Origin of the sequence: Hoskinsella mucinilytica, assembly GCF_045223415.1 — a bacterium.
Taxonomy (GTDB): Bacteria; Bacillota_I; Bacilli_A; order Erysipelotrichales; family Erysipelotrichaceae; genus Hoskinsella; species Hoskinsella mucinilytica.
The window spans coordinates 1-11,437 of record NZ_JBEQZJ010000068.1; the positions used below are offsets into that span (position 1 = coordinate 1).

Sequence of the window (11,437 nt, forward strand, 5' to 3'; positions counted from 1 at the left end):
GCCAACGTATTCATTTTCCCCTTCCATAATACCAAAATGAATTTCTTTCAGTTCTTTTCTGATGGTAATGGGAATAGGGGTATTATTTTCTTTCATGATCAGTTCTGCACTGTCCATAGCTCGCTCACTTGTAGAGGAATAAGCAGCTTCAAATGGAATGTCTTTTAACCTTATGCCCAGATCACTGGCCATTTGTATCCCTTGTGTCGTTAATGGAGAATCACACCATCCTTGCATGAGATGTTTTTGATTGAATAATGTTTCTCCATGTCTTACGATATAAAATGTTAACATGTTATGCTAACCCCTTCTTTCTTTTGAAGCAACAAAAGCAGACCGGCAAATCGGCCTGCATTGTGCTTTAGTCTAAATCTTCTCCGTTTGTGGAAATGACCTTCTGATACCAATAGAAGGATTTTTTCTTATAACGTTTTCCATCTCCGTTACCTGCATCGTCTTTATCTACATAGATATAACCATAACGTTTGCTCATTTCACCGGTGGAAGCACTCACAAGGTCGATACAACCCCATGAAGTATATCCTAACAGATCAACACCATCAATTTCTACAGCATCTTTCATCGCTTTGATGTGCTGACGTAGATATTCAATACGATAATCATCTTCTACTGTTCCATTGACCAATTCATCTTTTGCGCCTAGTCCGTTTTCTACGATGAACAATGGTTTTTGATAACGATCATATAGAGAATTCAAGGTGATCCTTAATCCAAGTGGATCGATCTGCCATCCCCAATCACTTGCTTTTAGATATGGATTCTTCAATGTCGCAAAGACATTGCCACTTGTTTCTTTATTAACTTCAGGATCTGCACTTGTCAATCTGGAAGAATAGTAAGAGAAAGAAATGAAATCAACGGTATGTGCCGCTAAGATTTCTTTATCATCTTCCGCAAATGGAATTTCAATTCCTTTCCGTTCTAATTCTTTTAATGCATAAGCAGGATAAGCCCCACGAGATTGTACATCAATAAAGAAATAATTTTCTCTATCCTTTTCCATAGATTTCCATACATCTTCTGGTGCGCATGTATTGGCATACGTATTTCCTGCCGCCAACATACAACCTACTTTATTGTTTGGATCTATTTCATGTGCGATTTTGGTTGCCCATGCACTTGCGACAAGTTCATGATGAGCTGCGCTATATTTTACAGCTTCTTCATTTTCTCCCTCTTCCATGATCAAACCTGCGCCCATAAAAGGTAAATGAAGGATCATGTTAATTTCATTGAAGGTCAACCAATACGTTACCAGCCCTTTATATCTTGTGAATAATACAGTTACCAATCGTTTATAAAATTCGATCAGCTTACGATTTTTCCATCCACCGTAAGTTGTGATCAAATGCATCGGACAATCAAAGTGAGTGATGGTTACCAATGGTTCGATTCCATATTTATGGCATTCTTTGAATACATCCTCATAAAACTTTAATCCTTCTTCATTTGGTTCTTCTTCATCTCCATTTGGGAAAATTCTACTCCATGCAATGGACATACGATAGGTCTTAAATCCCATCTCTCCAAATAAAGCGATATCTTCTTTATAATGATGATAAAAATCGATGGATTCCAAAGCCGGATAATAATGATGATCATCGATTTCTGTCATTTTCAGTTTTCCCATACTGACAGGAAAGCGATCCTTTCCATGTGGTACCACATCAACATTGGCAAGACCTCTGCCTCCTTCTTGATATGCACCTTCACATTGGTTGGCTGCGGTTGCGCCACCCCATAAAAAATCTTTTCTAAATGGCATAAAATACCTCCTTTTTCTCATACATTTTTATTTTAACACATCAAAAAAATGCGTGTGGTTCAAAAATATGAAACTTTCGTACATTCCAATTTTTCAGCTTTCCTATCTTTCTATATGGCGATGATCTAGTGGAAACACTGCATTTGCCAAACGAAACAAACGACAAGCAATGGCATATTTGATATCCAATGACACTTGTTTTTTCTCATAGAATGCTTGTAGCTGTGCATGAGATACATGAAGTAGTTTACTAAGACCTTGGATGGAAATGCCATATTGTATGATAAACTTTTCTAAAATCGCTTGAAGAATGGCATCTTCTTCGACCTGATAGTCCATAATAGAGAATCCATTGATCAACGCATGTATTCGTGTTTCATCCTCTTGTGTATATTGATTTTCTAAGATATCTTCTTCCTTTAGACCTAAGATGGTTGCGAATGTTTTCGCATCGATCCCATAAGCATCGTATAATTTTTTTATTGCTTCCTGCATCTAAACGCCTCCGTTCAGCTGTAGTATAGCATGTTTTCCTATCAATCACCATGAAGGAATGATGTTCTTAACTATTTTGTTTCTGCTCATATAAGGCAGCAGGATTTAGATCGACATGGAAGTCCTTTGCCAATTGTTGAAAGCCTTCTACGCTGATGGTTTGAAGTTTATCAGGTCGCACAGAATGTACTTTAATCCAGATTTCGGCACTTTTTTCTATCGTATGCATCAATCCGAAGGTCGAATCAAAATCTACACCACTGCAAAACAACCCATGATGTGCCCAAACGATGGCACGATACTGTTCCATTAAGCGACTTGTTTCCACGGCGATCTCTCTTCCTCCTGGTACCATCCATTTCACAACGCCTACTCCTTCAGGAAAAATAACAGGACATTCTGTCATCATTTCCCACAGCTCTCTTGTGAAGATCTCATCCTTTAACGGTAGTAAAAAGGTCAAGGCGATCAAATTAGGACAATGTGCATGATAAATAACTCGTTCCATCGCATTGCTTTTTCTTTTTCTGACTTCCATATTCATCAAATGTGTAGGTAGTTCACTGGTTGGTTTTCCACCATCTTCAAACCCCCAACAAATTCGATAAGATTCACCGCTTTCATCTACCTGAATGATACCTGTCGTTATCATCGGTGCTTTTTTCATTTGATGAAAGTATTTCCCTGTTCCTGATAATAAGAAATATTGATTTGCCAATTCTTGGACCTTTGTCTGAATCGGAAACCATACATCTTCATGAATAAGTTCCTCTTCGATCATTGCCACCTCTTCTTGGTTTAACCAATAAGTCAGATTACCACCATTTCGTTCATGCCATCCAAGCTGATCTCCATGAGATGCCATTTCGATATATTTGTTAAAAAACACTGTATCCATGACCTTCATATTACCTTCTCCTTTTAGATAAAACTTCATCTTCATAAGTTTGAATCTGTTTTTGCCAATCCAATTGAGGAACGTTATGTTGTGTTAAAAATTGATTCCATACCTCACCGAATGGCATCGTTTTTAATTCTTCCTGTAAGATCATCAAGCTTGTGAAATCTTGTCGATCTTGTAGTGATTTCATTGTTTCATGTGGCATTAACAATGCATATAACAATGCCTTTTGCATATTTCTCATACCTACCACCCATGCGGCGATACGATTGATACTGGCATCAAAGAAGTCCAAGGCAAGATAAACTCGATGAATGGCATCATTACGTATGATTTCTTTGGCGATTTCTTTTGTTTCATCATCGAATAATACGACATGATCACTATCCCAACGTACCGGGCGTGTTACATGAAGTGCTATTTTTTCATGAAATAATAACATACTACTGATTTTATCAGATACATATTCCATCGGATGATAATGTCCGTTATCCATCAAAGGAGTGATCTTTTTTTCATTCGCATAGTTGATACAAAACTCACTGGAGCCTACGGTATAAGACTCCATACCAATACCGAACACCTTAGATTCCAAGGTCACTGCTACTTTTTGATGATCATATTCTATGGATAATATATCATCCAAGGATTCTTGAAAACGTCTTCTTGGTCCCATACGATCTGCCGGTACATCTTTTAATCCATCCGGTATCCAAATATTCATCACACAGGTCTGACCTGTTTCTGTCGCAAAGTATTCACTGATACGAATACAAGCCTTACAATGATCGATCCAAAACTTACGAATATCATCGTCTACTGATGATAAAGTAGCATCTTTTGCCTTTGGATGAGAAAACAGTGTCGGATTAAAATCAATACCCAAACCTCTTTTTTTCGCAAACGCTACCCACGCTTGAAAATGTTTTGGTTCTAGTTGATCTCGATCCACAACTTGACCATCTTCAAATACTGCATAGCTGGCATGTAGATTGATTTTATGTTGTCCCGGTATCAGCGACAACGCTTGATCCATATCCTGCATCAGCTCTTGTGGTGTGGTTGCTCTTCCCGGATAATTGCCGGTTGTTTGAATACCTCCGCTTAAAGATTCCAAAGTATCAAATCCGATGACATCATCCCCTTGCCAACAATGCATGCTGATCTTAATGTCTGCTAATCGATGCATGGCTTCTTCTGTATCGACGCCAATATGTGCATATGCCTGTTTCGCTTTTTGATATGCTTCTATACTCATTTTCCTTGTTCCTCCTGTTTTCTTTGCATGTTAAGATTTCCGATGATGGTTGCTTCTTTTTCCCCTTTGATGATCGTCTTCCCTGTTGCTTTCGCCGTCCATTCATTTAAAAGCTCATTTTGACTTCCGCCCCCGACGATATAAATGGTATCGTAGCTTTTTTGGGTGAGCGTTTCTAATTCCTTTACGACCTTTTGATAAGCTATGGCTAAAGAATGATAAACACAAGCCGCTAGCTCTCCGGGGGTTTGTGGTATGGGTTGTCCATGTGTTTGACACCACGATTGTATTTCATGAATCATATTGGTTGGATGAAGAAAACATGGATCAAATACATCGATATAAGATGGCTCATGTTCACACGCCCTTGCAAGTTGTACAAGCTCATCAAAGCGATATACATCATTCAAACAATGTCGTACCTCTTGAATGATCCATAATCCCATGATATTTTTCAAAAAACGATACTTACCATCAAAGGATCCTTCATTTGTGAAATTCGCTTCCATGGCTTCACTCGTAAGGATCGCATGATCTACTACGGTTCCAAGTAAGCTCCACGTACCACTTGATAATATGATCTGATGTTCTTCTGTGACACTTGCATAAGCACTTGCTGTATCATGACTTGCACATTCTATCACATACAAATTACAGCCTATCTTTTCTTGCATTTCTTTTGTCAAAGGACCAATCATATCTTTTGCTTTGGTAAAGGGATGAAAGATATCGGTTGGTAAACCTACTAGCTTACACAGCTCTTCATCCCATGTTTTGGTTGTAGCGTTGACTAATTGTGTCGTGGACGCATTTGTATACTCATTGCACATGACATTTGTCAAACAATAAGTTAAGTAATCAGGAACCATAAGAAAATGTTTTGCTTGGTTTAGGATCTCAGGATGTTCCTTTTTCAAAGCCAATAACTGATATAACGTATTGAATTTCTGAAATTGGATACCTGTTCTTTCATATAACGTACTTTGATCAACGATCTTCCATACTTCTTCCATGATGCCATCTACACCTTGATCTCGATAACTGATACAATCATTGATTCGTTTCCCTGATGCATCCAATAATACAAAATCACAAGCCCATGTATCTATGGACATCGAATATGGAATTTTTCCAAGCTTCACACATTCTTTAATGCCTTGTATCACTTCTTCTAATAATCGATCGATATCCCAACAATCATGTTGATTCTTTCTTATCATTCGATTATCAAATCGATAGACTTCTTCTAGTTTCCATTTCCCTTGTTCGATATGACCTAATATGTGTCTTCCACTGCTCGCACCGATATCTACTCCCAGATAATATTTCATCACCATCACCTCAATTTCAACTATAGTATAAAAGAATCGCAGACATTCGGTAATGACGGTACTTGTTTAAATCGTTATCCTTTTTTGCGTACATAGGATATAAAAAAGTTTGACCTAAGCCAAACTTTTTATGATCGTTTTCTGATTTCCACAGGACCGAATAATCCACTAGGCTCACTTGGTTCACTTAAAGAGAACATATCATGAATTTCTTTATCCAGGGTATTGGTAACTTCAATTGATAAATGATGCTTTCCTTGTGTTAATCGATCGATTTCATATTGATAAACCGGTGTGATACGATAACCTAAATCGATATCATCTAACCATACCTGTATGGTTTCATAACCTTCTTCGATATGAAGCAATGCTTGTTCGATATCCATTGGACAATCAAAGTCAATTTCATAGCGGAAGGTACCACACGTACTAGGATATATCGTAGATAAATCAACCAACTTATGTAACGTCTTGGTATCATGAAACTGTGGATACGCTTGAGCACTTGCATAGCTGAGCTTCCATGCGCCATCGATGCGAAGATATGTTGTGCCAAAGGTATAAGGAGTTTCCCCACCTTCGTTTTCTACGATGATACAAGAACCATAAGGTCCCAGCAACAAGTCTTCCTCAAATGCATAGGATTCTTTTGTATAGACATCGATACGCTTTCCTTTTAATCCCGGTATGCTGGTTTCTATCGTTTGTTTTGGATGTACATTGACAAACATATGATATTCTTCGTTTCCTTTTGTGTAATGATAATAGCGAAGCCATGGCTCATAGCTGCTTGTTTGATGATCAAATAATCCTTGTTCATGTAATGTTTTTGATAATTGATCTAAGGAAAGGATCGGAAACGTTGGTAATGTGATAGGATCGCTACGATCGTATAAGTGAGATGGTGCTTCCTCTAGAATAAATACAGGAAAATCATACCGTTTGGCGTCTTGTAGAAATTGCATGGTTGCTTCTCCAATGTATTCATTGTATGGTAATATGAAACATTGATAATAGATACCATTGATACATAAGCCCTTTTCATCCAACTTCATTGGATAACGTTTATGATCAATGAAAACATCTGCGCAAATAAAGTCAAAATCAATCTGATGTCTGGTTAATTCTTTCGCAACCTTTTGCATCGGCATGAACTTTCCGCTCCATTCCCCTTCTGCATGATATAAAACAGCGGCGCTTGGATGTGGCATACCATCACTGAATAAGGTACCCATTTGTTGAAGATAGCGCATCAAAGAAGAGAAATAGCGAAATTGCGGATTATGCCCTTGCGCATAGAAATGTGGAGGGCAGTCCACATCAGGAAAGGAGGCTTGTGAAAAGGCATGTGGTACAAAGTAATTGATTCCACTGACCAAAAATAAATCAGCGATCCATTTCATTTCCTTTAACCCTTCATGCCAACCAAAGGCACCGAACACCTCAGCCATACATCTTCCCTTTTTCAAAGGATCGATATGAGCCAAAGAGCTTCCCAGTTTGGCAAGTGCATAGTGAAAGAATTCCATATCCCATGCGCCACGTCCATAGGAATGATAACCTTCATCCATACCGGGTAGCACCTGATTGATAACGATATCGACTCCTGCCATGTCTTGGGCGGCAAGGGCTCTGAAATAATGACCGGCTCCTACACCCAAACGAGCGTGAGAATCCTTATCTTCAATCACATGTCCGATATGCATGACACCATGATTTCTACACCAAGTACCGAGTTGTTCATCAAAGCATTCTTGATATAATCGGGTTGCGATATCCATATACTGATGACGATTTCTACCGGCATCTTCACTATCCATCCATAACGAAGCCAATGCACAAAGATGTTCTTCCTTCATGGCTTGTTTCCATCGATCCTCTAATTCTTTTGACCAAGGAAGTGCCATCGTTTCTTTTCCGATCAAACTATCCGCATTGACGCCTTTTTCATTCATAAAGCCCGGCTCATCTGAAAAGAAGCCTAAAATCGTCTTACCGAATTCCTCTTTGAAATGTTCATAGTGTGGTTCATAGACGGCTTTGATCAACACCTCACAGGAAGCTCGATCGACCATATTGATATAATCATCCTGATAACCGCTTTTTCTGCTTGTATACAACATACAGATTCTCGCATGACCTGCTTCAACATCAAAGAAAATCTGATCATCTCTGAGTTGATAGGTTAGTTCTTGAACATGATCGTTTTGGATGATCAATGCGCCATAAAAGACCTCGCTATCATCAAATGGATTTTTCAAATAGATAGAAGCCGATGTTTGTGGTCCGACGATATCAAACATACGATGAATCAACACCGTTTTTCGATGCTCTGGATAATGCTCCTTGATCCATCCATTGGCATATCCGGTTGGAAAGTGGCTATCATCTAACAGCCATACCTTCATATCGAGTTGTTTACATAGATCAATGATAAATGATAGATCTTCCCACCATAAATCCTTACAAAATGCCGGATGTGGTCTAGACTCTATACATACCTCATGGATATTGCTTTCTTTCATTTTATACAGATATTCTTTTATGACTTCTTTTGATTCCCCTTTTTGCCATAAAAAGGGCAACACTCTACTTTCATAGGTACCATCAAGTACCTGTTCGTATGTTTTATTCATAGAACCTCCTAACTATCACAGGAAGCCGTCAATCATGACGGCTATGTACTTATTTTTGTGGATCTGTCATGATATAAGCAATGACGGCGGATACGGCAAGAGCTATTAAAGCACATGCAATAAAACCATAGAAGCTAATATCCAAACCAGCTGGGTTGATCATAGATGGTATACGGAATAATCCATCTCCACCCATAGAATACATGTTGGCACCAAGTGCCGCAAGGATACCACCTGAGATTCCTCCACCGATCCATGCTGCCGCAAAGCATTTGATTTGCGGTAATGCAATCGTATAGATGGTAGGTTCCGTTACTCCACATAAGCAACTTGCCATACCACTAAAACCTACTGCACGTTTTTCTGCATCTTTCACCTTTAACGCATAGCCTAAAGATACACCGGCAAGAGCCCAAACCGTTAGTCCTAAGACAGCATTGATCGGATCCGCACCCAAGGTCACGATATTATTAATCAATACCGGAATAAAGGCAGCATGCAGACCAAGCAATACCATCAACTGCCAGAAAGCACCAAACAGAATACCGCCTAAGATCGGACTAAAGTTAAAGATATTCAATACGGTAGAACTTAATATATCAGACACCATATTCATAACAGGACCAATCGCTAACCAAGCCAATGGTACCGTAATTGCCAAAACGATCAAAGGTACGATCATTAATTGAATCATTTGCGGTATGATTTTCTTTGCGCCCTTTTCAAGTAAACTTGCGACATAGGATGCAAGAAGAATCGGGAATAGTGTATTAGAATATGTGGCATTGGTAATCGGAATACCTAGAAAATCCAATGCAACCTCTCCTGATAAGGCAGTGACCAAGCTAGGATAAACTAGTGCAGCACCGATGGTTGCCGTTACATAAGGATTACAGTTGAATACCTTCCCAGCTGAGAAACCGACAATGATCGGCATGAAATATAACATTGCATCTGCCGCCGCATACAACAATTGATATGTTCCACTATCCTTTGTTAACATGCCCACTGTCACAAAAATGGTTAAGATTCCTTTTAAAATACCACCGGCAATCATAGGACCGATCATCGGCATGATCATACCACTGATCGTTTTAAAGAATCGATTAAATAAAGTATCCTTTTTTCCACTAGATGCCACAGGTTCACTTTCCGTTGATAATCCGGCAACCTTCTTTACATCTTTGATCACTTCATTCACATGTGTTCCGATGATAACTTGATATTGACCACCCTTATTCATGACCCCTTTTACACCTTTGATTGCTTTTACTTCCTCTGTATTAGGAATGGTGTCATCTTGTAATACAAAACGTAAACGAGTCATACAGTTTTGTACACTGATGATGTTTTCTTTTCCCCCTACTGCTTGAACGACTTCGCTCGCAAGCTGTGTATAATCTTGTTGTTTAGCCATAATCATATCTCCTTTTCTTTAGATTCATGATGTCAGCGCTAGCTTATTGACACTTATAGTATAACGTGATGAAAGGACTTTCAAAATAACGCACTTTGACGGAAACATTATCTTTTTTTGCAAACACTAATAATGCTCATCCTCAATCATTTTACGATATTCATGTGGTGTCATCGTATATTTTTCTTTGAATATCTTATAGAAATAAGTGATGTTCTCATATCCAACAGCTTGCATGATAGAAGTGATGGATAATTTGGTACGCATCAATAAATCAGATGCTTTGTTTAACCTGGTTTCCTGTACCAATTGTTTAAAGGTAACACCGGTATATTTCTTTACGATACGACATATCTTGTAATCGGGCTGATTTAATTGTGCACTGATGGCTGCCAAACTACCTTCTTCATAATGTTCATCAATATATTTTAATATATCTAAACTTAGTTTCTTTTCATAATTATCCACAGAATATACTTCAATTTCATCACTATGTTTGATTAAATTCACCAATAAAAGTCCAACCAATAACTTGATAGAGATACTACTGGTAAGATCAGGTTCATATAGTTCTGTGATGATTTTTTCCATATTTGCCTTGATCGATCCTTGTTTGGATACCTTATAATATAAATATTCACCTTTTGAAGAGTTGGAATAAATGGTATTCATAATGAAATTTAAGATCACATTATCGATATCCGCTAAAGAGAAGATATATTGAAAAAACTCAGGTTTGATGATGAAATTAATGATGATATCCTCTTTTTGTGCTGCCTTTATCTCATGAGAAATCACGGTATTCAACATCATTAATTCCCCTTCCTTCATCGTGATCTGTTTCCCATCTATGATTTGTGTGAGCTTTCCTTTGTACACATATTGTAATTCGACATAGTTGTGTTTATGTATCGGAAAATCAATGAATCGGGTATGTTTACGAACACTGATCAACTGTTCGGGAAGCAATAACTTATCCTTATCGATCACAAAATTCTTATCATCCGTATACAGACTTTGATCTACCGTATTTCTTCCGTTTAATATTTCAAGTTCTTCTTCCGTATAAGCAAATAACTTTGTCAGTATCTCTTTTTTCATATGATCAAGCTCCTTTGTTCACAATTTTTTGAATCTGTTGTAATGTATGCTGAGCATCTAGCGTGGAATATTCAAAGCTATCGATCATCAAGATATGATCCTCATCGGATACATAAGGCATCACCATTTTTTTCGCATAAGCACATTGTGGACTTAACAACAAGATATCCGCACATTGACGAAGCTCATGAATGCTACAGGAGGATAATTGAAAATCGATCTGCTTTTGTTTTGCCAAAAGCTTTAGTTTCTTCATAAAGATCGATGCACTTACACCTCCGCTACATACTAATATGATATTCATATCGTACCACCTCTACCTTCTCTTTTCTATCCTAATTATAAGGAATTTTATCCTATTTTGCATTATCCCATCAATACAGAAACATTATCCTATTTTGCACAAACAAGAAAATGACCCATAAATGGATCATGTGAAAACAAAGTCTCCACACCTGAGTAGATTCCTCGCTCCCTCAGTAACATCGTTTTTTTTGATAGACCTTCTCCAT

10 protein-coding genes are annotated in these 11,437 nt (G+C 38.1%); all 10 read right to left on the reverse strand.

All coding sequences use genetic code 11. From position 1 onward, the window contains the following. Positions 1-294 (reverse strand): histidine phosphatase family protein (locus tag UGRO018_RS16750; protein ID WP_416327657.1); only part of this gene is annotated, 294 nt, incomplete at its 3' end. Between the two features lie 67 nt (positions 295-361). Continuing rightward, positions 362-1,786, reverse strand: a complete 1,425-nt coding sequence (locus tag UGRO018_RS16755) for a 6-phospho-beta-glucosidase (protein WP_416327658.1) — start codon at positions 1,784-1,786, stop codon at positions 362-364. A gap of 102 nt (positions 1,787-1,888) precedes the next feature. Further along, a complete protein-coding gene (locus UGRO018_RS16760; protein WP_416327659.1) occupies positions 1,889-2,281 on the reverse strand; it encodes an HTH domain-containing protein in 393 nt (130 codons plus the stop codon). 67 nt (positions 2,282-2,348) lie between these two features. Then, positions 2,349-3,188, reverse strand: coding sequence for a rhamnulose-1-phosphate aldolase (gene rhaD / locus UGRO018_RS16765; protein ID WP_416327660.1), 840 nt, complete (start codon positions 3,186-3,188; stop codon positions 2,349-2,351). A gap of 1 nt (position 3,189) precedes the next feature. Further along, positions 3,190-4,440, reverse strand: coding sequence for an L-rhamnose isomerase (locus UGRO018_RS16770; protein ID WP_416327661.1), 1,251 nt, complete (start codon positions 4,438-4,440; stop codon positions 3,190-3,192). Next, on the reverse strand, positions 4,437-5,771 hold the full coding sequence (locus tag UGRO018_RS16775; RefSeq protein WP_416327662.1) for a rhamnulokinase: 1,335 nt from the start codon (positions 5,769-5,771) through the stop codon (positions 4,437-4,439). Before UGRO018_RS16775 ends, UGRO018_RS16770 begins: the two co-directional genes overlap by 4 nt. Positions 5,772-5,899: 128 nt before the next feature. Then, complete coding sequence (locus UGRO018_RS16780) at positions 5,900-8,407, reverse strand: glycoside hydrolase family 2 (protein ID WP_416327663.1); 2,508 nt, start codon at positions 8,405-8,407, stop codon at positions 5,900-5,902. Positions 8,408-8,456: 49 nt separating this feature from the next. After that, a complete protein-coding gene (locus tag UGRO018_RS16785) occupies positions 8,457-9,824 on the reverse strand; it encodes a PTS transporter subunit EIIC (RefSeq protein ID WP_416327664.1) in 1,368 nt (455 codons plus the stop codon). A gap of 126 nt (positions 9,825-9,950) precedes the next feature. Beyond that, a complete protein-coding gene (locus UGRO018_RS16790) occupies positions 9,951-10,925 on the reverse strand; it encodes an AraC family transcriptional regulator (protein WP_416327665.1) in 975 nt (324 codons plus the stop codon). Positions 10,926-10,929: 4 nt separating this feature from the next. Next, positions 10,930-11,229 (reverse strand): hypothetical protein, encoded by a 300-nt coding sequence (locus UGRO018_RS16795; protein WP_416327666.1) that lies wholly within the window; start codon positions 11,227-11,229, stop codon positions 10,930-10,932. Between the last annotated feature and the right edge of the window lie 208 nt (positions 11,230-11,437).

What these genes read in the sequence shown, in the direction of transcription:
- UGRO018_RS16755 (WP_416327658.1), bottom strand. Translation starts at nt 1,786, where the DNA reads ATGCCATTTAGAAAAGATTTTTTATGGGGTGGCGCAACCGCAGCCAAC.
- UGRO018_RS16760 (WP_416327659.1), bottom strand. Translation starts at nt 2,281, where the DNA reads ATGCAGGAAGCAATAAAAAAATTATACGATGCTTATGGGATCGATGCG.
- rhaD (WP_416327660.1), bottom strand. Translation starts at nt 3,188, where the DNA reads ATGAAGGTCATGGATACAGTGTTTTTTAACAAATATATCGAAATGGCA.
- UGRO018_RS16770 (WP_416327661.1), bottom strand. Translation starts at nt 4,440, where the DNA reads ATGAGTATAGAAGCATATCAAAAAGCGAAACAGGCATATGCACATATT.
- UGRO018_RS16775 (WP_416327662.1), bottom strand. Translation starts at nt 5,771, where the DNA reads ATGAAATATTATCTGGGAGTAGATATCGGTGCGAGCAGTGGAAGACAC.
- UGRO018_RS16780 (WP_416327663.1), bottom strand. Translation starts at nt 8,407, where the DNA reads ATGAATAAAACATACGAACAGGTACTTGATGGTACCTATGAAAGTAGA.
- UGRO018_RS16785 (WP_416327664.1), bottom strand. Translation starts at nt 9,824, where the DNA reads ATGGCTAAACAACAAGATTATACACAGCTTGCGAGCGAAGTCGTTCAA.
- UGRO018_RS16790 (WP_416327665.1), bottom strand. Translation starts at nt 10,925, where the DNA reads ATGAAAAAAGAGATACTGACAAAGTTATTTGCTTATACGGAAGAAGAA.
- UGRO018_RS16795 (WP_416327666.1), bottom strand. Translation starts at nt 11,229, where the DNA reads ATGAATATCATATTAGTATGTAGCGGAGGTGTAAGTGCATCGATCTTT.